Raw genomic sequence first — 26,285 nt, forward strand, 5'->3', positions numbered from 1 at the left:
ATGTCACCCCGTTGCCTCCAGCAGCAGTAAATCCATCAGCAGCACCAGATTCGACTCAAAGGACGTCACGCCCGCGGCTTCGGCAGCGAAGTGCACCGCCTCGTCATACAGCGCAAAGTGCACGTCCGCCATGCCCGCCAGCGTATTGGCCGAGGCGCGGGTAAAGGCGACGACCGTCATGCCGACGTTTTTGGCAATCCGCGCCTTATCCAGCACCTGTTCCGTTTCGCCGCTGCGGGAGACGGCAATAAATACCTGATAACGCGCAGCGTTGCTGAGAAAAATGTTTCGGCTGTCCCCCGGCCCGGAGATGAACGCCGTTTTGCCCAACACCTGCAGCTTCTTGGTCAGGTATTCGGCAAAGAGATAGGAAAACCCGGCCCCGTAGAGAAAAAAGCTCTCTTTCTGCCGCAGCAGGTCGGCGAACTGCTGGCGCTTCTCCTGCGTGATCCACTGGAAGGTGTGCTGATAGTTAGCGATAAACTGATTAAACAGCGCCGGGAGCTCAGGAAGGGATTGCGCCTGAGCGGCAATATGCGGCGTGTCGGAGAGCAACTGCTTGCAGTGCCAGATAAACTCACTAAAGCCGCTAAACCCCAGCTTCTGACACAGCCGCATAATGGTGGCGGTAGAAACAAACGTCGCCTGCGCCAGTTCGCGCACCGTGATGTTGCCCACCAGCAGCGGATGCTCCGTCAGGTGGGCGAGGACGCGATACTCCGCGCGGGTCAGGGACGCCCCGCGCGTTAACAGCGTGGCCAGGCGGTTATCCATTATTTCGCCGGTTCAACTGGCAGATCGTCACGCGCCCCCCATTCGCTCCAGGCGCCGTCGTAGAGCGTAACGTCGTTGACGCCGAGGGTGGCGAGCGCCAGGATCACCACGCAGGCCGTCACGCCGGAGCCGCAGCTGGCAATAATCGGGCGATGTAAATTCACGCCCGCGCGGTCAAAAATGGCACGCAGCTCGTCGGTAGTTTTCAGCTCGCCCTCAAACACCAGGTCGCCCCACGGCACGTTCAGCGCACCTGGAATATGGCCTCGTCTCAGCCCTGGACGTGGTTCATCCGCTTCAGCGTTAAAGCGTGGTGCAGGGCGCGCATCGACGATTTGTGCCGTCTTTTCATGGCTCGCGACCAGTACGTCGGTCAGGCGCTTCACCACGTTAGCGTCGAACGTCGCGTCGAACTCGCCTTCCGGCAGCGTCACGTCGCCCTGCTGGAGCGGCAGCTCGTCACGCTTCCAGCCCGCCAGACCGCCCGCCAGAATCGAGACTTTTTCCACGCCAAACTGTTTCAGCATCCACCATGCGCGCGGCGCGGAGAACAGATTGCCTTCATCGTAAACAACAAGATGTTTGTCTTTGCTGACGCCCAGCTCGCGCATCGCCACGGAAAACGCTTCCGGGCGCGGCAGCATGTGCGGCAGGGGAGAGGTATGATCGGAGAGGGCTTCGATATCAAAAAATACCGCGCCAGGCAGATGCCCTGCGCGGTATTCACCGGGAACGTCACGATGTTCCTGGCCCGGCGGGGCCATACGCGCGTCAATAATCTGGACTTCCGGATCGTCGCCGTGCTCAATCAGCCAGTCGGCGGCTACAAAATATGAGGTGGACATGGGTTGCCTCCATTCTTTTCCGTAAAAAAGGATTGTCGGTGTTTTTTCTGACACCGACAAGCAAACCACGTTCAACTCGCGAGCAAGCCCCTATTTTTTCACCGTTTCGCCGTCCTGCCAGGCTTTTTGCAGCGCAGGCCAGTAGTCGCGGTTGGCTTCTATCATCTCATCCAGAATCGCTTTTGCGTGCTCCATGGTGGGCACGGTGCGGTTGAGGGTGAACGCCTGAAGCGCTTTCTCATAGCTGCCTTCGATGGTCGCCTCTACGAGCAGTTGTTCAGACGCCAGCTGCTGTTGCAGCAGGGTCTGGTGGAACAGCGGTACCAGCCCCACGCGCACAGGCTCCGGCCCTTCGGAGGTGATATAGGCGGGTACTTCCACCACCGCATCATAAGGCAGGTTGGTAATCGCCCCGCGGTTCTCCACCATTACCAGATGGCGTTGGCGCAGGTTAAAGGCCAGCGAGCAGGCGACATCGACGATAAACTCGCCGTGAACGCCCACGTGGAAGGCATCCGGTAAAATCCCGGTGTGCTTGTATTCTTCGGCTGCGGCGAACAGCTTTTTCTCGCGCCCGTCCATCACTTCATTGGCGCGGGTATAGTCCGGGTTCTGATGCTCCACAATCTGGTTCGGCATCAGGTAATACTGCAGGTACGGGTTCGGCAGGTACTCCGGGAAGTTATCCATAATCGGCTTGATGTTGCGCCAGGTTTTAACCCACGAAGGATCCGAGTGCTGCGGATCGGTTTTTGCGGCATCTTCCGTCAGCAGGCCAAACTTCGCGATATGTTTACGCAGCTCCGGTAATTTGTCCTCGCCGTCCACCAGCACGCGGGTAAACCAGCCGAAGTGGTTCAGGCCAAAGTAGTCCACCTCCAGTTTGCGACGATCGACACCCAGAATGGCCCCCATATTACGCATCGCCGCGACCGGCATATCGCAGATGTTCAGCACGCGAGCATTTGGTCGCAGGCGTCGCACGCCCTCCGCGACGATCGCCGCCGGGTTGGAGTAGTTCACGATCCAGGCTTTCTCATGCGCGTAGCGATCCACCAGATCGATAAGCTCGACCATCGGCAGGATCGTGCGCAGTCCGTAGGCCAGCCCGCCGGGGCCGCAGGTCTCCTGGCCGACGACGCCGTGACGCAGCGGGATCTTCTCATCCTGCTCGCGCATTTTGTACTGGCCGACGCGCATTTGGGCGAAAACGAAATGCGCGCCGCTGAAAGCCACTTCCGGGTCACTGGTGACGGTAAATTTGATGCTCTGACTGTGGTCGCGAATCACTTTCTCAACCACCGGCGCAATGGTGTTCTGACGCGCCTCGTCAATGTCATAGAGGCGGATTTCGGCCAGCGGGAAATCCTGCAGGCGCACCATCAGGCTTTTCACAATTCCCGGCGTGTAAGTGCTGCCGCCGCCGGCAATCGACAGAATGAATGGGGGTGTAAACATCTTTAGCTCCTTTCAGAGAAACGTCTCAACGGCTTCTCGCATTTTTTTGACGTGCAGCCCGTAGACCACCTGAACGTTGTTACCTTGTTTGATAACCCCTTTCGCGCCGGTCGCCTTCAGGCGCGGCTCGTCGATGATGGCAACATCCTTCACCGTGACGCGTAAGCGGGTGTAGCAGTTATCCACAACCTCAATATTTTCCCGGCCGCCCAGGCCCACCACGATGGACTCGCCCAGCCCGTCGTTATTGCCTTTCGCCTGGTACTCCTGCTTGCTGTAGAGGCGTGTCTCCTGATCTTCATCCTCACGGCCCGGCGTTTTCATGTTGAAACGCAGGATCAGGAAGCGGAACACCACGAAGTAGAGGGCAAACATGATCAGCCCAACCACGATGTACATCGGCCAGTTGGATTTCTCGGTGCCGAGCGGCAGGTTGTAGAGAATGAAATCGATAATCCCGTTGGCGCCGATGGCATGAACGCCCAGCAGCGAGAACAGCATCATGCCAATACCGGTCAGGACCGCATGCACCACGAACAGCAGCGGGGCGACGAACAGGAAGGAGAATTCAATCGGTTCGGTCACGCCGACCAGCAGCGAGGTCAGCGCCGCCGGGATCAGAATGGCTTTCGCAACGGCTTTACGCTCCGGCTTCGCGGTCATGTACATCGCCAGCGCGGCGGCGGGCAGGCCGAACATCTTGCTGATGCCGCGCGCGTCCCACACTACCGTGCTGCTGAGCTGCTTCACGTCCGGGCAGGCCATCTCGGCGAAGTAGATATTGCGCGCCCCCTGATAAGCCGTGCCGCACACCTCCTGCGTGCCCCCCAGTTCGGTATACAGGAACGGCGTATAAACCAGATGGTGCAGGCCGGTCGGCACCAGAATGCGCTCAAGGAAACCGTAGATCGCCACCCCGAACGGGCCGGAGCCTTTAATTGCCAGCGCCAGGGCGCTAATGCCGTGCTGGGCAAACGGCCAGAGTTCGCTCATTACCACGCCGAGCAGCATAGAGACGGGCAACATGACAATGGCGACAAAACAGTGGCCGGAGTAAATCGCCATCGCGCCGTTAAACTGTACGCCGGAGTATTTGTTGTACAGATAACCGGAGAGTGCCCCGGTCAGGATCCCGGCGAAAACGCCCATCTCCAGCACCTGAACGCCCAGCACCATGCTTTGCCCCGCAGCTTTCATCTGCTCAGCAGGGGCCAGCTCGCCCTGCAGCTGCAGCGTCACGTTCATGGCGTTGATAAACACCACGAAAGTCACCAGCCCAATCAGCGCCGCGTAGCCTTTATCGCGCGTCGCCAGACCAATCGGGATCCCGACGGCAAACACCAGCGCCAGGTTGACCAGCACCGACACGGCAGATTTGGCGATCAGCTGGCCGATACTCTGGATAAGCGGATGACCAAGGAACGGCAGGTATTCGGCCAGGTTACCGTTGCCCAGCACATTGCCAAAGGCGATAAACAGACCAACAATAGGTAAGATAAGTACCGGTCCGTATAATGATTTTCCGAAATTTTGTAGGGCGTTCACGGCTCGTTTCATGGCTTTCTCTCTTTTTGAACCGCGCACTCGGGGTGCGTCATGGTCATAAAACTAGCAGGCTCTGAGCGAACATATCCAGCTATCTTCTTGTTTTAAAAACAAATGACGTAAAAGGTAACATGTGACGTTATGCGCTGTGATCGCGGTTCCATCCCGGTGTAGCGGCGTGATGCCATTCTGCGAGGCGCTTTCCAGATTCTAAAATTGGACTTTTTGAATTAACGAAACTTGCGGATAATACTTATCCGGACGACGACCAACAGGCCCCCTCAGGCCAGGGACACAGGATGAAACCGTTTCGCTTAGCCGCGATCTCTCTCGCGCTGCTCACCACCTTTACGCTTGTCGGCTGTGATAACAGCGACGATAAACCTCAGGCTGCGGCTCCCGCAGCATCCACCGCATCAACACCGAAAGCCGCGGAAAAGCCCGACGCTGAAAAGCTGGCTAAAATGGCCGCCCAGAGTCAGGGAAAAGCGCTGACTCTGCTTGATGCGTCTGAAGTGCAACTGGACGGAGCCGCTACGCTGGTGCTGACCTTCTCTGTCCCGCTGGATCCGGAACAGGATTTCGCGAAGACGGTTCACGTCGTGGATAAGAAAAGCGGCAAAGTTGACGGGGCGTGGGAACTTGCGCCTAACCTGAAAGAGCTGCGCCTGCGCCATCTGGAGCCAAACCGTAATCTGGTTATCACTGTGGATCGTGGCCTGGTGGCGCTGAACAAAGCGACCTTTGGCATTGATTATGAAAAAGCCCTGACCACGCGAGATATAGAGCCGTCGGTCGGTTTCGCCAGCCGCGGCTCGCTGCTGCCGGGCAAAGTGGTGGAAGGGCTGCCGGTGATGGCGCTTAACGTCAACAATGTGGACGTCAATTTCTACCGCGTGAAGCCGGAATCGCTGGCCTCGTTTGTCAGCCAGTGGGAGTACCGCAACTCGCTGACCAACTGGGAATCTGACAATCTGCTGAAGATGGCGGAACTGGTCTATACCGGTCGTTTTGACCTCAACCCGGCGCGCAACACGCGTGAAAAACTGCTCCTGCCGCTTAAAGATATCAAGCCGCTTCAGCAGTCCGGCGTTTATATCGCCGTCATGAACCAGGCAGGGCACTACAACTACAGCAATGCCGCAACGCTCTTTACCCTGAGCGATATCGGTTTGTCTGCTCACCGCTATCATAACCGGCTGGACATTTTCACCCAGAGCCTGGAAAACGGTGCGGCGCAGTCCGGCGTCACCGTCACGCTGCTGAATGACAAAGGTCAGACGCTCGCCGAAGCCAGCAGCGACGCCGACGGCCATGCGAAGCTTGAAACAGACAAAGAAGCCGCGCTGATCCTCGCCAGCAAAGACGGCCAGACTACGCTGCTCGATCTCAAGCTCCCAGCGCTCGACCTGGCAGAGTTTGACATCGCCGGTAGCCCCGGCTTCAGCAAGCAATTCTTTATGTTTGGCCCACGCGATCTTTATCGTCCGGGTGAAACGGTGATTCTTAACGGCCTGCTGCGCGACAGCGACGGAAAACCGCTTCCCGATCAGCCCGTGAAGCTTGACGTGCTGCGCCCGGACGGCCAGGTGGCACGCACGATCGTTGTTCAGCCTGAGAACGGCCTCTACCGCTTCAACTACCCGCTGGATAGCGGCGCGCAGACCGGCATGTGGCATATTCGCGCCAATACGGGCGATAACCAGCAGCGCCTGTGGGATTTCCACGTCGAAGATTTTATGCCCGAGCGTATGGCGCTCAATCTGACGGGACAAAAAGCACCGGTTTCCCCACAGGATGAGGTGGACTTCAACATCGTGGGCTATTACCTGTATGGCGCTCCGGCCAACGGCAATTCTCTTCAGGGCCAGCTTTTCCTGCGTCCGCTGCGTGAGGCAGTTGCTGCGCTGCCCGGCTTCCAGTTTGGTGATATTGCGGAAGAAAACCTGAGCCGCAGTCTGGATGAAGTGCAGCTTACGCTGGATGAGCAGGGGCACGGGCAGGTCACCATCGAAAGCCAGTGGAAAGAGGTACACTCTCCTCTGCAGCTGATCCTGCAGGCGAGCCTGCTGGAATCAGGCGGTCGTCCGGTGACGCGCCGCGCGGAGCAGGCTATCTGGCCGGCGGCGCAACTGCCGGGTATCCGTCCGCAGTTCGCCAGTAAGGCGGTCTACGACTACCGTACCGATACCACCGTCAACCAACCGATCGTCGACGAGAACGGTAACGCCAGCTTTGACATCGTCTATGCCGATGCCAGCGGCGCGAAAAAAGCGGTATCCGGTTTGCAGGTACGCCTGATCCGTGAACGCCGCGACTATTTCTGGAACTGGTCCGAGAGCGAAGGCTGGCAGTCTCAGTTTGATCAAAAAGATCTGATTGAGGGCGAGCAGGAGCTTAGCCTTAAGGCCGATGAAACCGGCAAAGTCACCTTCCCGGTGGAGTGGGGCTCATACCGTCTGGAAGTGAAAGCGCCTGATGATGTGGTCAGCAGCGTGCGCTTCTGGGCAGGTTACAGCTGGCAGGATAACAGCGACGGCACCGGGGCCGCGCGCCCTGACCGCGTGACCCTGAAACTGGATAAACCGGCCTATCAGCCAGGCGATACCATCCAGCTGCACATTGCAGCGCCAGCCGCAGGCAAGGGCTATGCGATGATCGAGTCCAGCGAAGGGCCGCTGTGGTGGAAAGAGATCGACGTACCGGCAAACGGGCTCGATCTTTCCATTCCGGTGGATAAAGCCTGGAAACGTCACGATCTTTATCTCAGTACGCTGGTGGTGCGTCCTGGCGATAAATCCAAATCCGCCACGCCGAAGCGCGCGGTTGGTCTGCTGCATCTGCCGATGGGCGACGAAAATCGCCGCCTGAACATTGCGCTGGATAACCCGCAAAAAATGCGTCCAAACCAGACGCTCTCTGTGAAGGTGAAGGCCAGCGTGAAAGAGGGGGCGGTTCCGCAGAAAGTGAACGTGCTGGTGTCGGCGGTGGACAGCGGCGTGCTGAACATTACCGATTACGTTACGCCAGATCCATGGCAGGCCTTCTTCGGCCAGAAGCGTTACGGCGCGGATATCTATGATATCTACGGCCAGGTCATTGAAGGGCAGGGCCGCATGGCCGCGCTGCGTTTCGGTGGTGACGGCGATGAACTCAAGCGCGGCGGTAAACCGCCGGTGAACCACGTCACCATTATTGCCCAGCAGGCTCAGCCGGTTACGCTGGATGCCAACGGAGAAGGCACCGTTACGCTGCCGATTGGTGATTTCAACGGCGAACTGCGTCTGATGGCGCAGGCGTGGACGGAAGATGATTTCGGCAGCAGCGAAAGCAAGGTTGTGGTGGCCGCGCCGGTTATTACCGAGCTTAATACTCCGCGCTTCCTGGCAAGTGGAGATACCTCACGGCTGACGCTGGATCTCACTAACCTGACCGACAAACCGCAATCGCTGAACGTCGCCCTGAGCGCGACAGGCAAAGTGTCGCTGGAAGGTGCACAGCCGCAGCCGGTTCAGTTGCCGCCGGGCGCGCGCAGTACCCTGTTTATTCCGGTGCGTGCGCTGGAGGGTTATGGCGACGGTGAGGTGACGGCGCAGGTTACCGGCCTGGAGCTTCCGGGCGAAACCTTTGCCCCGCAGCAGAAGAGCTGGAAAATTGGCGTACGTCCGGCATTCCCGGCGCAGACGGTCAATACCGGTGCCATGCTGAACCCCGGCGAGTCCTGGACCGCACCGGCGCAGCACAGCAACGGTTTCTCTCCTGCCACCCTGCAGGGGCAACTGCTGCTGAGCGGCAAACCACCGCTCAACCTGGCGCGCTATATTCGTGAACTGCAGGCGTATCCGTATGGCTGCCTGGAGCAGGCCACCAGCGGCCTGTTCCCGTCACTCTATACCAACGCCGCGCAGCTTACCGCGCTTGGTATAAAAGGAGATACCGATGACCAGCGCCGTGCTGCCATTGATATTGGGATCTCCCGTCTGCTGCAGATGCAGCGTGATGATGGCGGTTTTGCTTTGTGGGATAAAAACGGCCCGGAAGAGTACTGGCTGACCGCCTATGTGACTGACTTCCTGGTGCGCGCGGGCGAGCAGGGTTATAGCGTACCTGCCGATGCGGTGAACAACGCCAACAACCGACTGCTGCGCTATCTGCAGGATCCGGGCATGATGTCTATCCGCTACAGCGACGACACCCAGGCCAGCAAATTTGCCGTGCAGGCGTATGCCTCGCTGGTGCTGGCGCGTCAGCAAAAAGCCCCGCTGGGCGCGCTGCGTGAAATCTGGGATCGCCACGCTCAGGCCGCCTCCGGGCTGCCGCTGATGCAGCTGGGTATGGCGCTCAAACTGATGGGCGACGCGCCGCGCAGCCAGCAGGCGCTGGATCTGGCGCTCAAAACGCCGCGCAACGACAGCAAAACATGGATGGCCGATTACGGCAGCCCGCTTCGCGATAACGCGCTGATGCTCTCCCTTCTGGAGGAGTATAAATTGCTGCCGGATGCGCAAAATACGCTGCTGATTGCTCTTTCTGAACAGGCATTCAGCCAGCGCTGGCTATCCACCCAGGAGAGCAATGCGCTGTTCCTGGCCGGACGTTCGCTGCAAACCCTGTCAGGCGCATGGCAGGCGAAAACCTCCCTGTCTGATACCGCATCAGGCGGCGATAAGGCGCAGGTACAAAACGTAAGCGGCGACCAGCTTGGTGCGCTTCAGGTAACCAATACCGGCACGGCACCGCTGTGGGTACGTCTGGACAGTACCGGCTATCCGGAATATGCGCCTCAGCCGAGTTCCAACGTGCTGCAGGTTGAACGTCATATCCTGGCAACCGATGGCAGCAGCAAATCGCTCTCTTCGCTGAAGAGCGGTGAGCTGGTGCTGGTCTGGCTTGAAGTGAAAGCCAGCCAGAACGTGCCGGATGCGCTGGTTGTGGATCTCCTCCCGGCTGGTCTGGAGCTGGAAAACCAGAACCTGGCGAGCAGCAGCGCAAGCCTGCAGGACAGCGGCAGCGAAGTGCAGAACCTGCTCAGCCAGATGCAGCAGGCGGACATTCAGCACATGGAGTTCCGCGACGACCGCTTTGTGGCCGCCGTGCCGGTAAACGAAGGTCAGCCGGTTACGCTGGTTTATCTGGCCCGTGCCGTAACGCCGGGCACCTACCAGGTGCCGGTTCCGATGGTGGAGTCTATGTACGTTCCGCAGTGGCGGGCAACGGGTGCGGCCAGCGGCCCGCTGATTGTTGTTCCGTAATATGTTGATAGCGCGTCTGACACGCTCCCGCTGGCTTTGGCTGGCGGGAGCGCTTCTCGTTTTAGGGGGGCTGATTGTCGCCGCCGACCGCCTGTGGCCGCTGCCTCTGAAAGAGGTTAACCCCGCACGAGTTGTGGTGGACGAGAAGGGCGCGCCGCTCTGGCGTTTTGCCGACAGCGAAGGCATCTGGCGCTACCCGGTGACCATTGAAGAGGTTTCTCCCCGTTATCTTGAGGCTCTGATCCAGTACGAAGATCGCTGGTTCTGGGAGCATCCGGGCGTAAACCCGCTCTCTGTCCTGCGCGCCGCCTGGCAGGATCTCAGTTCCGGAAGAGTGGTTTCGGGAGGAAGCACGCTTACCATGCAGGTGGCACGCCTGCTGGATCCGCATCCGCGCACCTTTGGCGGCAAAATTCGTCAGCTCTGGCGGGCGATGCAGCTGGAATGGCACCTCTCTAAGCGTGACATTCTTACGCTCTATCTCAATCGTGCTCCGTTTGGTGGCACGCTGCAGGGCGTGGGAGCAGCAAGCTGGACCTACCTTGGGAAACCCCCGTCGCAGCTGAGCTACTCCGACGCGGCGTTGCTGGCGGTACTGCCGCAGGCACCCAGCCGTCTGCGCCCGGATCGCTGGCCCGAGCGGGCCGAAGCGGCACGCAACAAAGTGCTCGATCGCATGATGATTCAGGGCGTCTGGTCAGCAAAGCAGGTGAAGGAGTCCCGTGAAGAGCCTGTATGGCTGGCTCCCCGGCAGATGCCGCAACTGGCGCCGCTCTTTGCACGCATGATGCTCGGCAAAAGCCGCGACACAAAAATTGTCACTACGCTGGATGCCGGACTGCAACGGCAGCTGGAAGAGCTGGCGATGAACTGGAAATCCCGCCTGCCGGCACGCAGTTCGCTGGCGATGATCGTGGTCGATCATACCGACATGAAGGTGCGCGGCTGGGTCGGCTCGGTGGATATCAATGATGACACGCGTTTCAGCCATGTGGATATGGTTAACGCGATCCGATCCCCGGGCTCGGTGTTGAAACCGTTTATCTACGGTATGGCGCTGGATGATGGCCTGATCCATCCCGCCTCGCTGCTTCAGGACGTGCCCAGAAAAACCGGTGATTATCGCCCGGGAAATTTTGACAGCGGGTTCCACGGGCCGGTCAGCATGAGTGAAGCGCTGGTGCGCTCGCTCAACCTGCCAGCCGTCCAGGTGCTGGAAGCCTACGGTCCCAAACGGTTTGCCGGGATGCTGAGTAACGCAGGCCTCCCGCTGATCCTGCCTGCCGGAGCGCAGCCGAATCTGTCGCTAATCCTGGGGGGCGCAGGCGCGAGGCTGGCGGATATCGCCGCCGCGTACAGCGCCTTTGCAAGGCATGGCAAGGCGGGCCGGCTGCGCTTACAGCCGGGCGACCCGCTAACTGAACGCCCGCTGTTATCGCCAGGTTCGGCGTGGATTATTCGCCGTATTCTGGCGAATGAAGCGCAGCCGCTGCCGGACAGTGCACTGCCGCAAATTGCGCCGCTGGCGTGGAAAACGGGCACCAGCTATGGCTACCGCGATGCCTGGGCCATCGGTCTCAATGCCCGGTATGTAATAGGTATCTGGACAGGGCGACCTGACGGCACGCCGGTAGCGGGGCAGTTTGGTTTTGCCAGCGCGGTTCCGCTATTAAACCAGGTGAATAACCTGCTTCAGTCACGCTCGACAATAGACGAGGCCCGCCTGCCGCGCGATCCGCGCCCGGAAAGCGTTGGGCGGGGCGTGATCTGCTGGCCGGGCGGCCAGTCGCTGCCGGAAGGCAGTGAAAACTGTCGGCGTCGTCTTTCGACCTGGCTGCTCGAAGTGAGTGAACCACCCACGCTGCTGCTGCCGGAACAGGAAGGCATTCGCGGCATTCGTTTCCCGGTCTGGCTGGATAAAACGGGCAAGCGTGTGGCGGCAGATTGCCCTGATGCCACAGAAAAAGTTCTCGACGTCTGGCCGCTGCCGCTGGAGCCGTGGCTGCCCGCAGCGGAAAAAAGGGCTGCGCGTCTTCCTGCGAGATCGACGCTCTGCCCGCCGCTGGATAATAACAATGCAGCACCGCTTATGATTTCGGGTATCAGAGAGGGGGCTGTTATTAAGCGACTCCCTGGTGAAGGGAACGTGACGCTATCTGTTATTACGACTGGAGGAGAAGGTGGGCGCTGGTGGTTTTTAAATGGAGAACCGTTAGAAGGCCGCAATAATACTCATTCATTAAAATTATATTTGCCTGGCGAATATCAATTACTTGTAATGGATGACTCAGGACAAACGGCGACGGTGAATTTTGAATTAGACCGTTAAGTGTTACCCCCGAAGAGTTAGTTTGATAATTATCAATATTCGTTCCTGAAAAAAAACGAGAATGCGTTTTTATTTTAAGGAACGAGCAATGAAGAAAAATAAAAATCAGGGAGAGGGGCTTATTCCCGCGCTATCCCGGCGTCATTTTATTCAGGCAGGGTCGGCGCTCGCCGCCCTTCCTTTTGTAGCGACAACAGGTAAAGCACAGGCACAGAGTGCAGCGGCAACACACGCGACGCCTGAAGAAAAAGTGGTGCAAACCTGCAGCACGTTTGACTGCGGCGGTAAATGTGATATTCGCGCTCACGTCAGCGAGGGCGTAGTCACGAGAATTTCAACGCGTCCGGATAATGAACTGGATCCTCAAATGCCTGTTATGCGCGCCTGCGTTCGTGGCCGCGCTTATCGGAAATTTGTTTATCATCCCGATCGGCTTAAATATCCAATGAAACGCGTGGGTAAACGTGGTGAAGGAAAATTCGAGCGTATTACCTGGGATGAAGCCACCACGCTTATTGCGAATCAATTAAAAACGATTACGCAAAAATACGGCGCTGCCTCACGCTATGTGCATGTGGGCACTGCGGTATCTGGCGGAACGTTTTCCGGCGATAAAATGGTTCGTCGTCTGCTCAACTTAACCGGCGGCTATCTCGAAAGCTATCACTCGGTCAGTATGGGCAACACGGCGGCAGCCACGCCGTATACCTACGGCACCGCCGCCAGCGGCAGCTCTCTGGACACGCTGCTGGATACCAAACTGGTCATTCTCTGGGGACATAACCCGACGGAAACGATCTTTGGTCACAGCAACTACTTCTATCAGAAGATGAAGCAAAACGGCACGCGCTTTATCGTTGTCGATCCGCGCTATTCCGATACCGTTTCCTCCCTGGCTGACCAGTGGATCCCGCTGCTTCCCACAACAGACAACGCCCTGATGGACGCGATGATGTACACGATCGTCACGGAGAATCTGCACGATCGCGACTTCATTCAGCGCTATACCCTGGGCTTTGACGAAGCATCCATGCCGGAAGGCGTTCCGGCCAATGAATCCCTGATGGCTTATCTGAGCGGCGCAAAAGATGGCGTGGCGAAAACGCCCGAGTGGGCAGAGAAAATCACCCACGTGCCTGCGCAGACCATTCGTCAGCTGGCGCGCGACTACGCAACCACCAAACCCGCCGCGCTGATCCAGGGCTGGGGACCGCAGCGCCATAACTGCGGCGAGCGCACCGCGCGCGGCTCGACGTTACTGGCAACGCTGACGGGTAACGTTGGGGTGAAGGGCGGCTGGGCGGCAGGCTATGGCGGCTGCGCTAATCGTAAATTTGCTGCCGGGCCGGAGATGCCGGATAACCCGGTAAAAGCCAAAATATCGGTGATGAACTGGGTGCAGGCCGCCGATGATGCTTCTAAGGTAACGGCGGAAGACGGCCTGAAGGATGCAGAGAAGCTGGACAGTAATATCCGCATCCTGTTTTCGCTGGCGGGAAATTATCTGGCAAACCAGAACCCGGATCTGCATCAGGCGACGCGCGTGCTGGAAGACGAGTCGAAAATCGAGTTTATCGTGGCAAGCGATCTGTTTATGACGCCGAGCGCCCGATACGCCGATCTTCTCCTGCCGGAAACCAGCTTTATGGAACGCTGGAATATCGGCGAAACCTGGGGCACGGCAAGCTATCTAATCCTGTCGGAAAAGCTGATTGAACCTGAATTCGAACGCCGTTCAGACTACGACTGGCTGCGGGAAGTTGCTGCTAAGCTTGGCGTCGAACCTGCATTCAGCGAGGGCCGTGACGAAAAAGCGTGGATTGAGCACATCTGGGAGCAGACACGGCTCTCCATGCCAGATGAAAACCTGCCGGACTTCGCGACGCTACAAAAGACGCGCCAGCATCTTTTCAAAAGCGCGCCGTTCGTCGCTTTTGAAGACAATATTCGCGATCCGCAAAATCATCCGTTCCCGACGCCGTCCGGGAAAATTGAGATCTTCTCGAAGCGTCTGTACGACATGCACCATCCGGAGATTCCGGCGCTGTCGCACTACGTGCCCGCCCACGAAGGGCCGGAAGACGAACTGGCGAAAACCTTCCCGCTGCAGCTGATCACCTGGAAAGGGAAAAACCGTGCTAACTCAACCCAGTACGCCAACCCCTGGCTGATTGAGGCGCAGCAGCAAAAGCTGTGGATCAACCCGCAGGACGCTCAAAAGCGCAGCATTTCCCAGGGGGATACCGTGCGCATTCATAACGCGCGCGGCATTTGTGAAATTCCGGCTGAAGTCACGCCGCGCATCATTCCGGGCGTTGTTGCCATGCAGGCAGGCGCCTGGTGGCAGCCGGACGAACAGGGCGTCGATAAAGGCGGCTGCGCGAACGTGCTCAGCTCTGCCCGTATTACCGCGCTTGCGAAAGGGAATTCCCATCAAACCATGCTGGTGGAGGTAACAAAAGCATGAGTCAGTTTAAACACTATGCGCCGGTGAGCGATAAACAGCTGGGTTTCTATATTGACTCTTCCCGCTGCTCGGGCTGCAAGGCATGCCAGGTGGCGTGCAAAGACAAAAACAACCTTGAGGTCGGACGTCGTTTCCGTCGCGTATACGAAGTCAACGGCGGGAATTTCATCCCAACCGGGCAGGGCGGCGTTAGCAACAACGTTTTTGCCTACACGCTCTCTATTTCCTGTAACCACTGTGCGGACCCAATCTGCACCAAAAACTGTCCGACCACCGCAATGCACAAGCGTCCGGGCGACGGCATCGTGCGCGTTGATACGGACAAGTGCGTTGGCTGCGGCTACTGCGCGTGGTCTTGCCCTTACGGCGCGCCACAGCTCAACGAGCAGACCGGGCAGATGTCCAAATGCGATTTTTGCGTGGATCTGCAGGCGAAGGGCGAGCAGCCCGTCTGCGTGGCAATCTGTCCGCTTGAGGCGATCAAATTTGGGCCTATTGATGAACTTCGGGCGAAATACGGTGCGGTATGCGATGTGAAGGGCTTGCCGGATTCCTCGATTACAAAACCGAACCTGGTGATCAAAGCGCATCAGGGCGCAGAGAAAGAGGGGAAACGTCATGCATGAGTTACCGCTGCTGATTTTTACGCTGTTCCTGCAGGGATCGGTTGGCGTGACGCTCTGGCTGGCGTTCGGAGGGGCGCATACTACACCGCGTAGCGCGCTGCTGCCTGCCGCTGGGGCGTTTGTACTGGCGAGCCTGGGGCTGCTCGCCTCAGCGCTGCATATGGGCTATCCGCTCAACGCCCTGAACGCGCTACGCCACGTCTCCAGCTCGTGGCTGAGCCGCGAGATTATCTTCGCCAGCCTTTACCTGGCGGCGCTTGGCCTCGCCGTGCTGCTGATGTTTTCCAATAAGCCTGGCTGGAAGCTGCTTTTGGCCGTGGCGGGTCTTGTCGGGCTGGTGGACGTGTTCTGCATGGCACAAATCTACATGCACGCGTCCGTGGTGACCTGGCAGCACATTAACACGCTGGTACTGTTTATCGGCTCGGTGGGTATCATCGGTTCAGCCTGCATGGCAGTTGGGATGCGTTCCCAGACTACCCTGCGTGCGGCGGTTGTCATTATCACGCTGGTGGTGCTTGTGCGTCTGGTGATGCAGCCCGTCTGGCTGGCAGACATCACTGCCATGGACAATACCGTGGTGACGTTCCCTCACGCACCGCTACGGATGCTCGAACAGCTGCGCGCGGTACATCTGCTGAGCTGGTGCGTGTCCGTTGCAGGTATGCTCTGCTTTGCTGCGGGCGGCCTGAAAGCGGCGCGCGGCACGCTGCTGCTGGGCAGCGCCTTGCTGATTGTGGGTGAGCTGATGCTGCGCTTCGTTTTCTTCAGTATTGGCTGATGGGCAGATTGACGTTTGCCCCGGCGATGGACGTGACGCATGCGTGCGTCCGTCACCGTTTTCGCCACGCTTCCTGCTGCGCCTGCGCGGACGTTTGTCCAGCGCAGGCTTTTTCTTTTACGGAAACCGGCGTCTCGGTTGATGAAAATCGCTGTATTGAATGCGGTGACTGCCTGTTCGTCTGCCCCTCCGGGGCCATTACCGGCATCGCGCCGCGAAAGCGATTTCTGCGTGGAGATACCCTTGTTGGGCCTTTTACTGAACGCGCACCTGGGGTGAATGAGCTGCTGCTGTGGCACGCGCAACGCCAGGTTCGTTTTATCAGTATCGACGCAGAGCAATACCCTGACTGGCTGCTGGCGCTTGCCCGGCTTAATCTTGCGCTTCGTCGCCGTGGTGAAGCGGAGTGGGGGTTTAAGCTCATACCGATCGGCGAGGTGAATATCGCTCGTCGTGCGTTGATGCACGTTCCCCGCGAGGATGTAAAAGCCTGTCGCGTTTCCCCGGGGCCGCGGGAGCTGCGCAGGGCATTCTCGACGTTTAGCGAGTCAGATATCGCACTCGATATTAATAAGTGCGTGCTGTGCGGTGCGTGCTGGCGAAGCTGCCCGGAAAACGCGATTCGATTTGAGAACGCCGCGCTGGTGGTGGAGACCGGGTGCTGTACCGGCTGCGGTGGCTGTGAGGCAGTATGTCAGCACGAGGCGATAAACGTCGCAGAAACAGATGGACCGGCAAAAAACGTGGCCACTCCCGCATATAAAGCAGTTTGCCTGACGTGCCAGCGCCAGTTCTGGTCATTTACGCCTGATGAAAAGCAGTGCCCGCTCTGTTTACGCCATCAACACGGTATGCGAAATCCTGCCTGTTGCTAATCTTCGTCTCATTTTAAAAAAATGTTATGCAGAACCATAGGCAATGGCGCTATTGCTCTTTATAATCCGCGCCACACCATACTCAGGTATGCAAAACAACAGAACATTTTACAGAGGTTATCAATGGCTATTGAACGTACTTTTTCCATCATCAAACCAAACGCGGTGGCAAAAAACGTTATTGGCAGCATCTTCGCTCGCTTTGAATCAGCAGGGTTTAAGATCGTTGGCACCAAAATGCTGCACCTGACCGTTGAGCAGGCTCGCGGTTTCTACGCTGAGCACGAAGGTCGTCCATTCTTTGACGGCCTGGTGGAGTTCATGACCTCCGGTCCAATCGTGGTCTCCGTGCTGGAAGGCGAAAACGCAGTACAGCGTCACCGCGATCTGCTGGGTGCAACCAACCCGGACAACGCGCTGGCAGGTACCCTGCGCGCTGACTACGCGGACAGCTTCACCGAGAACGGCACCCACGGTTCCGACTCCGTTGAGTCTGCCGCGCGCGAAATCGCGTTCTTCTTCGCTGAAGGCGAAGTGTGCCCGCGCACTCGCTAATAATTTCGTAAATGCCGCGTGCAAACGTGGCATCCCTGCGCCAGACTTTGTACAATGCAACGCCCCGGACGAGCAGACTGCTTACCGGGGCGTTTCTTTTCAACCCACCAAGGGCCACAACGTGTAACAACGAGGCCGGAAAAAATTATGTCTGAACTAGTGAATACCTCCGAAGTCGCCATTCCTGCGGTTCCCAATAAAAATGGAAAAATTAACCTGCTGGACCTGAACCGTCAGCAGATGCGCGAGTTCTTTAAAGATATGGGTGAGAAACCGTTTCGTGCCGATCAGGTAATGAAATGGATGTACCACTACTGCAGCGACAACTTTGATGAGATGACCGACATCAACAAAGTGCTGCGCAACAAGCTCAAAGAAGTGGCTGAAATCCGCGCGCCGGAAGTGGTGGAAGAGCAGCGCTCGGCAGACGGCACCATCAAATGGGCGATTGCCGTAGGCGATCAGCGCGTTGAAACCGTCTACATCCCGGAAGACGATCGTGCCACGCTGTGCGTCTCTTCTCAGGTGGGCTGTGCGCTGGAGTGCAAATTCTGCTCTACGGCTCAGCAAGGTTTTAACCGTAACCTTCGCGTGTCTGAAATCATCGGTCAGGTCTGGCGTGCCGCGAAGATCGTGGGTGCGGCAAAAGTGACCGGCACGCGTCCGATTACCAACGTGGTAATGATGGGGATGGGCGAACCGCTGCTAAACCTGACCAACGTGGTGCCGGCGATGGAAATCATGCTGGATGACTTCGGTTTCGGCCTGTCCAAGCGCCGCGTGACGCTGTCTACCTCAGGCGTGGTGCCTGCGCTGGATAAGCTCGGCGACATGATTGACGTTGCGCTGGCTATCTCCCTGCACGCGCCAAACGATGAAATTCGTGACGAAATTGTACCGATTAACAAAAAGTACAATATCGAAACCTTCCTCGCTGCCGTGCGTCGCTACCTGGAGAAATCCAACGCAAACCAGGGCCGCGTCACCATCGAGTACGTGATGCTGGACCACGTCAACGACGGTACTGAGCACGCGCATCAGCTGGCTGAACTGCTGAAGGATACGCCATGCAAAATCAACCTGATCCCATGGAACCCGTTCCCGGGCGCGCCGTATGGCCGTAGCTCGAACAGCCGTATCGACCGTTTCTCCAAGGTGCTGATGGAGTATGGTTTCACCACCATCGTGCGTAAAACCCGCGGTGATGATATTGATGCTGCATGCGGACAGTTGGCCGGTGACGTCATTGACCGTACCAAACGTACCCTGCGTAAACGCATGCAGGGCGAGACTATTGCGGTTAAACCTGTTTGATTATTATGCATCACGGCGCATTATCTACGCTGTGATGCATAATCTGACTGAATAATCAGTCAGATTCGTGACGTTTGATTAATAATTACGGTGCGTTTCATATGAGTTTCGGGCAGTATGTAACGACGTAACAACAGTTTAGCCACGCGGGCAGAGCTGCACTGTCATCTACCGGCTGACAGTCTTATACTGTCTGTTCAAGGTTAACTGACCTGAAGTTTCGCGGTGCGGGCGGCATTGTGACTCACCGGCACCTGAACCCTTTTTTTCACGTACCAGTAGTTGTAGCGAATGAATACTGAAGCCACTCACGACCAACATGAAGCACTCTCCACTGGCGTTCGTCTTCGCAACGCCCGTGAACAACTCGGACTCAGCCAGCAAGCTGTTGCAGAACGCTTGTGCCTGAAAGTTTCCACGGTTCGCGATATTGAAGAAGATAAGGCGCCTGCCGATCTGGCTTCAACATTTCTGCGCGGCTATATCCGCTCTTACGCAAAACTGGTGCACATCCCCGAAAACGAATTACTGCCAATGATGGAGAAGCAGGCACCGGTTCGTGCAGCAAAAGTTGCCCCGATGCAAACTTTCTCCCTGGGGAAACGTCGTAAAAAACGTGATGGCTGGCTGATGAGCTTTACCTGGCTGGTGCTGTTTGTTGTTGTCGGCCTGACCGGCGCATGGTGGTGGCAAAACCACAAGGCGCAGCAGGAAGAGATCACCACTATGGCCGATCAATCCTCCGCTGAACTCAATCAGGCGAGCAATGGTGGTGCCCAGAGCGTTCCGCTGAACACCGACGGTGCGGCGGCCTCAAGCGAGCCGCAAACAACGGCTCCGGCAACCGATGCAGCACAGGCTCCGGCCGCAACGGCGAACACCGCTGCGCCTCAGGCTCAGGATCAAAACGCGGTCGTCGCCCCTTCTCAGGCAAATGTCGATACTGCGGCGAACGCCCCTGCACCGACTCAGCCGGCGAACAACGCCGCGGCGTCCCTGCCGACCGACCCGGCGGCAACCGCCGCGCCAGCCGCCGATCCAAACGCGCTGGTGATGAACTTCACGGCCGACTGTTGGCTGGAAGTGACTGACGCGACAGGTAAAAAACTGTTCAGCGGCCTGCAGCGGAAAGATGGCACGTTAAACCTAACGGGTCAGGCACCTTACAAACTTAAAATCGGCGCTCCGGCAGCGGTACAGATCCAGTATCAAGGAAAACCTGTCGACCTGAGCCGCTTTATCAGAACTAACCAGGTTGCACGTCTTACCGTTAATGCCGAACAATCAGCAGCACAGTAACAGACGGGCAACGCGGGAGATTTTTCATGCATAACCAGGCTCCGATTCAACGTAGAAAATCGAAACGGATTTACGTTGGGAATGTGCCAGTCGGCGATGGGGCACCTATCGCCGTCCAGTCGATGACCAATACGCGCACCACGGATGTGGAAGCAACGGTCAACCAAATCAAAGCATTAGAGCGTGTAGGCGCGGACATTGTTCGCGTCTCAGTGCCCACGATGGATGCCGCTGAGGCGTTCAAGCTGATCAAACAGCAGGTCAGCGTGCCGCTGGTTGCAGATATCCACTTCGACTACCGTATCGCGCTGAAAGTTGCTGAATACGGCGTTGATTGCCTGCGTATTAACCCGGGCAACATCGGCAATGAAGAACGCATTCGCATGGTGGTTGACTGCGCCCGCGACAAAAACATTCCAATCCGTATCGGCGTGAACGCCGGCTCTCTGGAAAAAGATCTGCAGGAAAAATATGGCGAGCCAACGCCGCAGGCGCTGCTCGAATCCGCCATGCGTCACGTCGATCATCTGGATCGTCTTAACTTCGATCAGTTCAAGGTCAGCGTTAAAGCCTCTGACGTTTTCCTGGCCGTTGAATCGTATCGTCTGCTGGCAAAACAGATCGACCAGCCTCTGCATCTCGGGATAACCGAAGCGGGCGGCCTGCGTAGCGGTTCGGTGAAGTCTGCGATCGGCCTGGGCCTGCTGCTCTCCGAAGGGATCGGCGACACCCTGCGCGTCTCGCTGGCGGCGGATCCGGTAGAAGAGATCAAGGTCGGTTTCGATATTCTGAAATCGCTGCGTATCCGCTCGCGTGGGATCAACTTCATTGCCTGCCCAACCTGTTCGCGTCAGGAATTTGACGTGATCGGCACGGTGAATGCCCTGGAGCAGCGTCTGGAAGACATCATCACCCCGATGGACGTCTCCATCATCGGCTGTGTCGTGAACGGTCCGGGTGAAGCGCTGGTCTCAACCCTGGGCGTAACCGGCGGTAACAAGAAAAGTGGTCTCTATGAAGATGGCGTTCGTAAAGATCGTCTGGATAATAGCGACATGATTGACCAGCTTGAAGCCCGCATCCGCGCCAAAGCCGCGATGATGGACGAGACACAGCGCATCAGCGTTCAGCAGGTTGAAAAATAACGTGATGGGAAGCGTGCCGCTTCCCATGTATGATTGAACCCATTCTTTGGGTTTTTTTTGTATATAGAAAGAGAATAAACGTGGCAAAAAACATTCAAGCCATCCGCGGCATGAACGATTACCTGCCTGGCGAAACCGCCATCTGGCAGCGCATTGAAGGCACGCTGAAGCAGGTGCTCGGCAGCTACGGTTACAGCGAAATCCGTTTGCCGATTGTAGAGCAGACCCCGTTATTCAAACGCGCGATCGGTGAAGTGACCGACGTGGTTGAAAAAGAGATGTACACCTTTGAGGACCGCAACGGCGACAGCCTGACCCTGCGTCCGGAAGGTACGGCGGGCTGCGTACGCGCCGGCATCGAACATGGTCTTCTGTACAATCAGGAGCAGCGCCTGTGGTATATCGGCCCGATGTTCCGCCACGAACGTCCGCAGAAAGGTCGTTATCGCCAGTTTAACCAGCTGGGTGTGGAAGTCTTTGGCCTGCAGGGCCCGGACATCGATGCCGAACTGATTATGCTGACCGCCCGCTGGTGGCGCGCCCTCGGTATCTCTGAGCACGTTTCGCTGGAACTGAACTCAATCGGTTCTCTGGAAGCGCGCGCTAACTACCGCGATGCGCTGGTGGCGTTCCTGGAGCAGCATAAAGAGAAGCTGGACGAAGATTGCAAACGTCGCATGTACAGCAACCCGCTGCGCGTGCTGGATTCCAAAAACCCTGATGTTCAGGCGCTGCTGAACGATGCCCCTGCGCTGGGTGACTACCTGGACGACGAGTCTCGCGAACACTTTACCGGCCTGTGCAAGCTGCTCGAAGCGGCGGGCATTGCCTACACCGTGAACCAGCGTCTGGTGCGCGGTCTGGACTACTACAACCGCACCGTGTTTGAGTGGGTAACCACCAGCCTCGGTTCTCAGGGCACCGTGTGTGCCGGCGGCCGTTATGACGGTCTGGTTGAGCAACTGGGTGGTCGTGCGGCGCCTGCGGTTGGCTTCGCGATGGGTCTTGAGCGACTTGTTTTGCTGGTTCAGGCAGTTAATCCGGAATTTAAAGCAGATTCCGTTGTCGATATATACCTGGTGGCTTCAGGCGCGGAAACGCAGTCTGCGGCGATGCAGCTTGCCGAACGCGTGCGCGATGCGCTGCCGGGCGTTAAGCTGATGACCAACCATGGCGGCGGCAACTTCAAAAAACAGTTTGCTCGTGCCGATAAGTGGGGCGCAAGTATTGCACTGGTGCTGGGCGAGTCCGAAGTGGCTAACGGCGAAGTGGTAGTAAAAGACCTGCGCTCTGGTGAGCAGACAACGGTAACGCAGGACGGCGTTGCGGCGCACTTGCGCACTCTATTGGGCTAAGGAGAAAGACGGCGTGGAAATGTACGAGAACGAACACGATCAGGTCGACGCGATTAAACGCTTCTTTGCTGAAAACGGCAAAGCGCTGGTTGTTGGGGTTATTTTAGGTGTGGGTGCGCTGGTGGGCTGGCGTTACTGGAACAACCATCAGGCGGATTCCGCGCGCGGCGCGTCCCTGTCCTATGAAAATACCGTTAGCGCGATTCGTGCCGACCAGCCGCAAACGCTGGCTGCGGCAGAGAAATTTGCCGCTGACAACAAAAACACCTACGGTGCGCTGGCAGCGCTGGAAGTGGCTCAGCAGTACGTTGATAAAAACGAACTGGATAAAGCCGCTGCTCAGCTGTCTCAGGGCCTTGCTGCTGCCAGCGATGAAAACCTGAAAGCGGTGATCAATCTGCGCCTGGCACGTATTCAGGTTCAGCAGAAAAAAGCTGACGACGCGCTGAAAACGCTCGATACCATCAAAGGCGAAGGTTTTGCTGCCATCGTTGCCGATCTGCGCGGTGAAGCACTGCTGAGCAAAGGTGACAAAGCGGGCGCGCGTAAAGCGTGGCAAGCTGGCGTAGAGAGCAAAGCGTCACCTGCGCTGAGCGAAATGATGCAGATGAAAATAAATAATTTGTCCGTCTGAGAGGGACCCGATGCAATTGCGTAAATTACTTCTGCCAGGACTGCTTTCTGTTACGTTATTAAGTGGTTGTTCACTGTTCAGTGGCGAAGAAGACGTTGTGAAAATGTCCCCACTGCCGACGGTTGAAAACCAGTTTACCCCATCCACCGCGTGGGATGTCTCCGTGGGCAGTGGGATTGGTGATTTCTATTCCAACCTTCATCCTGCGTATGCAGACAGCGTTGTCTATGCCGCTGACCGCAAAGGTACCGTGAAAGCGGTGAACGCCGATGACGGGAAAGAAGTGTGGTCCGTTAACCTGGCGGAAAAAGACGGCTGGTTCTCCCGTAAACCTGCACTGCTGTCTGGCGGCCTGACCGTTTCCGGTGGGCATGTCTACGTGGGCAGCGAAAAAGCGCAGGTTTACGCGCTGAATGCCAGCGATGGTTCTGTTGCATGGCAGACCGCCGTAGCCGGTGAATCCTTGTCACGTCCGGTCGTGAGCGACGGACTGGTGCTGATCCATACCAGCAACGGCCAGCTTCAGGCGCTGAATGAAGCGGACGGTCTGGTAAAATGGACCGTTAACCTGGATATGCCAGCGCTGTCTCTGCGCGGTGAATCCGCACCTGCAACCGCATTTGGCGCTGCCATTGTGGGTGGTGACAACGGTCGCGTGAGTGCCGTGCTGATGCAGCAGGGCCAGATGATCTGGCAGCAGCGTATCTCGCAGGCCACTGGCTCAACTGAAATCGACCGCCTGAGCGACGTAGATACTACTCCGGTTATCGTTGACGGTGTGGTTTACGCCCTGGCCTATAACGGCAACCTGACCGCGCTGGACCTGCGCAGCGGCCAGATCATGTGGAAACGTGAGCTGGGCTCTGTGAATGATTTCATCGTGGACGGTAACCGCATCTATATGGTTGACCAGAACGATCGCCTGCTGGCGCTGAGCACCGAAGGCGGCGTGACGCTGTGGACGCAAAGCGATCTGCTGCACCGTCTGCTGACCGCGCCAGTGCTGTACAACGGTAGCCTGGTGGTTGGCGACAGCGAAGGCTATATGCACTGGGTAGATCCAGAGAATGGCCGCTTCGTGGCGCAGCAGAAAGTGGACGGTTCAGGCTTCCTGACCGACCCGGTTGTGGCTGACGGCAAACTGCTGATTCAGGCAAAAGACGGCACGCTGTACGCGATCACGCGTTAATTACCCGGCGGTTGTAGTATACTAAACGGCTCCTGTTCACTCAGGAGCCGTTTTGACATTTTTAAAAACGCCGCGAATGCGACGTTTATTTGAATTTTATGAGGCTTCAAACATGGTACCTGTGGTCGCGCTTGTCGGGCGCCCTAACGTTGGAAAATCCACTCTTTTTAACCGTTTAACACGCACCCGTGATGCGCTGGTTGCGGATTTCCCGGGGCTGACGCGTGACCGTAAGTACGGTCGTGCAGAGGTGGAAGGACGCGAGTTCATCTGTATTGATACCGGCGGTATTGATGGCACAGAAGACGGCGTTGAAACCCGCATGGCGGAACAGTCCTTGCTGGCGATTGAAGAAGCAGATGTTGTGCTGTTCATGGTGGATGCGCGCGCTGGCCTGATGCCGGCGGACTCCGCAATCGCTAAGCACCTGCGTTCTCGCGAAAAGCCAACTTTCCTGGTGGCGAACAAAACTGACGGCATCGATGCCGATCAGGCTATCGCGGACTTCTGGTCTCTGGGCATGGGGGATATCCACCCGATTGCGGCATCGCATGGCCGCGGTGTGACCAGCCTGCTGGAAACCGTTCTGCTGCCGTGGGTGGACGAAGTGAACCCGCCGGAAGAGGTGGACGAAGACGCCGCATACTGGGCGCAGTTCGAAGACGGTGAAGAGGGCGAAGAAGAAGAGCCTGAGGATGACTTCAACCCGCAGGATCTGCCGATCAAGCTGGCTATCGTCGGTCGTCCAAACGTAGGTAAGTCTACGCTTACTAACCGTATTCTGGGTGAAGAGCGCGTGGTGGTTTACGACATGCCGGGCACTACGCGTGACAGCATCTACATCCCGATGCAGCGCGATGAACGTGAGTATGTCCTCATCGACACCGCCGGTGTACGTAAGCGCGGAAAAATCACCGACGTGGTGGAAAAATTCTCCGTTATCAAAACCCTGCAGGCGATTGAAGATGCCAACGTGGTGCTGCTGGTCATCGACGCGCGCGAAGGTATCTCCGATCAGGATCTCTCTCTGCTCGGCTTTATCCTCAATAGTGGGCGCTCACTGGTCATCGTCGTCAACAAGTGGGACGGCCTGAGCAATGAAGTGCGCGAGCAGGTGAAAGAGACCCTGGACTTCCGTCTGGGCTTTATCGACTTTGCCCGCGTGCACTTTATCTCTGCGCTGCACGGCAGCGGCGTCGGTAACCTGTTCGAATCCGTGCGTGAAGCCTACGACAGCTCTACCCGTCGTCAGAGCACCGCCATGCTGACCCGTATCATGAATATGGCAGCGGAAGACCACCAGCCGCCGCTGGTGCGCGGTCGTCGCGTGAAGCTGAAATATGCCCACGCCGGTGGCTATAACCCGCCAATCGTGGTGATTCACGGCAACCAGGTGAAAGACCTGCCGGATTCCTACAAGCGCTACCTGATGAACTACTTCCGTAAATCGCTGGACGTGATGGGCACGCCTATTCGTATCCAGTTTAAGGAAGGGGAAAACCCGTTCGCCAACAAGCGCAACACCCTGACGCCGAACCAGATGCGTAAGCGTAAGCGTTTGATTAAGCACATTAAGAAAAGCAAATAATCATTGCCGATCTCAAAAAGGCCCGCGTTTATCGCGGGCTTTTTTTTGGCCCAATCATACCGTCGGTTCTCTCTGTGTGAAGTCAATCACTATTCACTCCCAACCATCTTTAAATCCAGAAAAGTAGACAATCGTCGAATTTTCATCTTAAAGTCCCTGGTCCGGTACTAGACAAAACTAGCGACTGGTTATCAAATGGTTAACTAACTTTTCGCCGCATGTAAAAAATCGGTCAGATACGTAACTGGCCGGCG

At 57.3% G+C, this 26,285-nt stretch carries 18 protein-coding genes; 14 read left to right on the forward strand and 4 right to left on the reverse strand.

Going from position 1 to position 26,285, the window contains the following annotated elements; all coding sequences use genetic code 11:
- Positions 1-3: 3 nt before the first annotated feature.
- The 4 genes from IM314_RS15085 to IM314_RS15100 all read right to left on the reverse strand — a co-directional run bounded on the left by IM314_RS15085 (position 4) and on the right by IM314_RS15100 (position 4,634).
- Positions 4-774, reverse strand: coding sequence for a MurR/RpiR family transcriptional regulator (locus IM314_RS15085; protein WP_028014071.1), 771 nt, complete (start codon positions 772-774; stop codon positions 4-6).
- Positions 774-1,619, reverse strand: a complete 846-nt coding sequence (sseA, locus tag IM314_RS15090; protein ID WP_193359149.1) for a 3-mercaptopyruvate sulfurtransferase — start codon at positions 1,617-1,619, stop codon at positions 774-776. Before sseA ends, IM314_RS15085 begins: the two co-directional genes overlap by 1 nt.
- Before the next feature lie 90 nt (positions 1,620-1,709).
- Entirely contained in the window at positions 1,710-3,077 is a 1,368-nt protein-coding gene (locus tag IM314_RS15095) for a 6-phospho-alpha-glucosidase (protein WP_060572539.1), read from the reverse strand.
- Positions 3,078-3,089: 12 nt separating this feature from the next.
- Positions 3,090-4,634, reverse strand: a complete 1,545-nt coding sequence (locus IM314_RS15100) for a PTS transporter subunit EIIC (protein ID WP_041908714.1) — start codon at positions 4,632-4,634, stop codon at positions 3,090-3,092.
- A gap of 287 nt (positions 4,635-4,921) precedes the next feature.
- Between IM314_RS15100 and IM314_RS15105 the strand changes: the two genes are divergently transcribed.
- The 14 genes from IM314_RS15105 to der all read left to right on the forward strand — a co-directional run bounded on the left by IM314_RS15105 (position 4,922) and on the right by der (position 26,031).
- Positions 4,922-9,874 carry an alpha-2-macroglobulin gene (locus tag IM314_RS15105; protein ID WP_193359148.1) on the forward strand — a complete coding sequence of 1,651 codons (4,953 nt, stop codon included), beginning with the start codon at positions 4,922-4,924 and terminating at the stop codon, positions 9,872-9,874.
- Position 9,875: 1 nt separating this feature from the next.
- A complete protein-coding gene (gene pbpC, locus IM314_RS15110) occupies positions 9,876-12,203 on the forward strand; it encodes a peptidoglycan glycosyltransferase PbpC (RefSeq protein WP_193359147.1) in 2,328 nt (775 codons plus the stop codon).
- An 88-nt stretch (positions 12,204-12,291) separates the two neighbouring features.
- Positions 12,292-14,670, forward strand: coding sequence for a DMSO/selenate family reductase complex A subunit (locus IM314_RS15115; RefSeq protein ID WP_305038590.1), 2,379 nt, complete (start codon positions 12,292-12,294; stop codon positions 14,668-14,670).
- A complete protein-coding gene (locus tag IM314_RS15120) occupies positions 14,667-15,296 on the forward strand; it encodes a DMSO/selenate family reductase complex B subunit (protein WP_193359145.1) in 630 nt (209 codons plus the stop codon). Before IM314_RS15115 ends, IM314_RS15120 begins: the two co-directional genes overlap by 4 nt.
- Positions 15,289-16,077 (forward strand): DmsC/YnfH family molybdoenzyme membrane anchor subunit, encoded by a 789-nt coding sequence (locus IM314_RS15125; RefSeq protein ID WP_028014064.1) that lies wholly within the window; start codon positions 15,289-15,291, stop codon positions 16,075-16,077. Before IM314_RS15120 ends, IM314_RS15125 begins: the two co-directional genes overlap by 8 nt.
- Entirely contained in the window at positions 16,077-16,952 is an 876-nt protein-coding gene (locus tag IM314_RS15130) for a 4Fe-4S binding protein (protein WP_193359144.1), read from the forward strand. The genes IM314_RS15125 and IM314_RS15130 overlap by 1 nt, the downstream gene beginning before the upstream one ends.
- A gap of 123 nt (positions 16,953-17,075) precedes the next feature.
- Positions 17,076-17,507 carry a nucleoside-diphosphate kinase gene (gene ndk / locus IM314_RS15135; protein WP_003860625.1) on the forward strand — a complete coding sequence of 144 codons (432 nt, stop codon included), beginning with the start codon at positions 17,076-17,078 and terminating at the stop codon, positions 17,505-17,507.
- Positions 17,508-17,654: 147 nt separating this feature from the next.
- Positions 17,655-18,821, forward strand: coding sequence for a bifunctional tRNA (adenosine(37)-C2)-methyltransferase TrmG/ribosomal RNA large subunit methyltransferase RlmN (locus IM314_RS15140; protein WP_060572529.1), 1,167 nt, complete (start codon positions 17,655-17,657; stop codon positions 18,819-18,821).
- 291 nt (positions 18,822-19,112) lie between these two features.
- Entirely contained in the window at positions 19,113-20,120 is a 1,008-nt protein-coding gene (rodZ, locus tag IM314_RS15145) for a cytoskeleton protein RodZ (RefSeq protein WP_045260189.1), read from the forward strand.
- 26 nt (positions 20,121-20,146) lie between these two features.
- On the forward strand, positions 20,147-21,265 hold the full coding sequence (gene ispG / locus IM314_RS15150; protein WP_025757688.1) for a flavodoxin-dependent (E)-4-hydroxy-3-methylbut-2-enyl-diphosphate synthase: 1,119 nt from the start codon (positions 20,147-20,149) through the stop codon (positions 21,263-21,265).
- 80 nt (positions 21,266-21,345) lie between these two features.
- Positions 21,346-22,620, forward strand: coding sequence for a histidine--tRNA ligase (gene hisS / locus IM314_RS15155; protein ID WP_028014060.1), 1,275 nt, complete (start codon positions 21,346-21,348; stop codon positions 22,618-22,620).
- A 13-nt stretch (positions 22,621-22,633) separates the two neighbouring features.
- Positions 22,634-23,254 carry a YfgM family protein gene (locus IM314_RS15160; RefSeq protein ID WP_028014059.1) on the forward strand — a complete coding sequence of 207 codons (621 nt, stop codon included), beginning with the start codon at positions 22,634-22,636 and terminating at the stop codon, positions 23,252-23,254.
- A 10-nt stretch (positions 23,255-23,264) separates the two neighbouring features.
- Positions 23,265-24,443: an outer membrane protein assembly factor BamB gene (gene bamB, locus IM314_RS15165; RefSeq protein WP_028014058.1), complete on the forward strand. Its 1,179-nt coding sequence runs from the start codon at positions 23,265-23,267 to the stop codon at positions 24,441-24,443.
- A 112-nt stretch (positions 24,444-24,555) separates the two neighbouring features.
- Positions 24,556-26,031 carry a ribosome biogenesis GTPase Der gene (gene der, locus IM314_RS15170; protein WP_028014057.1) on the forward strand — a complete coding sequence of 492 codons (1,476 nt, stop codon included), beginning with the start codon at positions 24,556-24,558 and terminating at the stop codon, positions 26,029-26,031.
- Positions 26,032-26,285: the final 254 nt, after the last annotated feature.

This window comes from Enterobacter cloacae complex sp. P42RS, assembly GCF_014930595.1.
GTDB classification, from domain to species: Bacteria; Pseudomonadota; Gammaproteobacteria; order Enterobacterales; family Enterobacteriaceae; genus Enterobacter; species Enterobacter bugandensis.

Bases quoted from the DNA above. Each gene is read 5' to 3' on its own strand.
- ispG (WP_025757688.1), top strand. From the start codon at position 20,147: ATGCATAACCAGGCTCCGATTCAACGTAGAAAATCGAAACGGATTTAC.
- bamB (WP_028014058.1), top strand. From the start codon at position 23,265: ATGCAATTGCGTAAATTACTTCTGCCAGGACTGCTTTCTGTTACGTTA.
- IM314_RS15105 (WP_193359148.1), top strand. From the start codon at position 4,922: ATGAAACCGTTTCGCTTAGCCGCGATCTCTCTCGCGCTGCTCACCACC.
- pbpC (WP_193359147.1), top strand. From the start codon at position 9,876: ATGTTGATAGCGCGTCTGACACGCTCCCGCTGGCTTTGGCTGGCGGGA.
- IM314_RS15125 (WP_028014064.1), top strand. From the start codon at position 15,289: ATGCATGAGTTACCGCTGCTGATTTTTACGCTGTTCCTGCAGGGATCG.
- IM314_RS15100 (WP_041908714.1), bottom strand. From the start codon at position 4,634: ATGAAACGAGCCGTGAACGCCCTACAAAATTTCGGAAAATCATTATAC.
- IM314_RS15130 (WP_193359144.1), top strand. From the start codon at position 16,077: ATGGGCAGATTGACGTTTGCCCCGGCGATGGACGTGACGCATGCGTGC.
- IM314_RS15120 (WP_193359145.1), top strand. From the start codon at position 14,667: ATGAGTCAGTTTAAACACTATGCGCCGGTGAGCGATAAACAGCTGGGT.
- der (WP_028014057.1), top strand. From the start codon at position 24,556: ATGGTACCTGTGGTCGCGCTTGTCGGGCGCCCTAACGTTGGAAAATCC.
- sseA (WP_193359149.1), bottom strand. From the start codon at position 1,619: ATGTCCACCTCATATTTTGTAGCCGCCGACTGGCTGATTGAGCACGGC.
- IM314_RS15095 (WP_060572539.1), bottom strand. From the start codon at position 3,077: ATGTTTACACCCCCATTCATTCTGTCGATTGCCGGCGGCGGCAGCACT.
- ndk (WP_003860625.1), top strand. From the start codon at position 17,076: ATGGCTATTGAACGTACTTTTTCCATCATCAAACCAAACGCGGTGGCA.
- IM314_RS15140 (WP_060572529.1), top strand. From the start codon at position 17,655: ATGTCTGAACTAGTGAATACCTCCGAAGTCGCCATTCCTGCGGTTCCC.
- IM314_RS15085 (WP_028014071.1), bottom strand. From the start codon at position 774: ATGGATAACCGCCTGGCCACGCTGTTAACGCGCGGGGCGTCCCTGACC.
- rodZ (WP_045260189.1), top strand. From the start codon at position 19,113: ATGAATACTGAAGCCACTCACGACCAACATGAAGCACTCTCCACTGGC.
- IM314_RS15115 (WP_305038590.1), top strand. From the start codon at position 12,292: ATGAAGAAAAATAAAAATCAGGGAGAGGGGCTTATTCCCGCGCTATCC.